Below are 1,321 nucleotides of genomic sequence, written 5' to 3'. Positions count from 1 at the left end.
AGCCGCCGTGCGGCATCTCGGCGACCAGCGGGATGTGGGTGTTGATCCAGACGCAGCCGAAGTCCAGCCGGCGCGACATCCGCATCGCCCGGGCGTGGTCCTTGGTCCACACCGAGGAGGCCAGCGCGTACTCGACGCCGTTGGCGTACGACACGGCCTGGTCCTCGTCGGTGAACTTCTGCACCGTGATGACCGGGCCGAAGACCTCCTGCTGGATGATCTCGTCATCCTGCAGCAGGCCGGAGACCACGGTGGGGGCGTAGAAGTAGCCGACCTCGCCGACCCGGTGGCCACCGGCCTCCACCTTGGCGTGGGCGGGCAGCCGCTCGATGAAGCCGGAGACCTGGGCGAGCTGGTTGGCGTTGTTCAGCGGACCGTAGAGCACGTCCTCGTCGTCGATCCCGCCGGTCCTGGTCTCGCCGGCGGCCTTGGCCAGCGCGGTGACGAAGGCGTCGTGGATCGACTCGTGGACCAGCACCCGGGTGGCGGCGGTGCAGTCCTGGCCGGCGTTGAAGAAGCCGGCCACCGAGATGCCCTCGACCGCCTCGGCGATGTCGGCGTCCTCGAAGACCACCACCGGGGCCTTGCCGCCGAGCTCCAGGTGGACCCGCTTGACGTCCTTGGCGGCGGACTCGGCGACCTGGATGCCGGCCCGGACCGAGCCGGTGATGGAGGCCATCGCCGGGATCTGGTGCTCGACCATCAGCTTGCCGGTCTCCCGGTCGCCGCACAGCACGTTGAAGATGCCGGCCGGCAGCTCCAGCTCGGCGATCGCGGCGCCGACGATCTCGGCCAGCAGCACGGTGGAGGCCGGGGTGGTGTCGGAGGGCTTGAGCACCACGGCGTTGCCGGCGGCGATGGCCGGGGCGAACTTCCAGACCGCCATCATCATCGGGTAGTTCCACGGCGCCACCTGGGCGCAGACGCCGACCGGCTCGCGGCGGATGATCGAGGTCATGCCGTCCATGTACTCACCGGCGGCCTTGCCCTCCAGCAGCCGGGCGGCACCCGCGAAGAACCGGATCTGGTCGACCATCGGGCCGATCTCCTCGGACTTGGTCAGGCCGCGCGGCTTGCCGGTGTTGCGACACTCGGCGTCCACCAGCTCGTCGGCCCGGGCCTCGACCCCGTCGGCGATCTTCAGCAGCAGCTTCTGCCGGGTCGACGGGGTGGCGTCCCGCCAGGTCTCGAAGGCGGCCGCGGCCGAGGCCATCGCCGCGTCCACGTCCGCGGCGCCGGACAGCGGGGAGGTCGCGTACGCCTCACCGGTGGTCGGGTCGACGATCTGCAGGGTGCGGCCGTCGGCCGCGTCGACGAACTC

General features: G+C 71.0%; 1 protein-coding gene. It reads right to left on the bottom strand.

Features of this window, described 5'->3' with window-relative positions:
* On the bottom strand, positions 1-1,321 hold a 1,321-nt coding region (locus P3T35_RS40320; protein ID WP_280709879.1), incomplete at both ends, for an aminobutyraldehyde dehydrogenase.

It is taken from the genome of Kitasatospora sp. GP30, assembly GCF_029892145.1.
In the GTDB taxonomy this organism is placed as follows: Bacteria; Actinomycetota; Actinomycetes; order Streptomycetales; family Streptomycetaceae; genus Kitasatospora; species Kitasatospora acidiphila.
The sequence above is the reverse complement of the archived record's forward strand: the minus strand, read 5'-3'. Positions and strand labels throughout refer to the sequence as shown.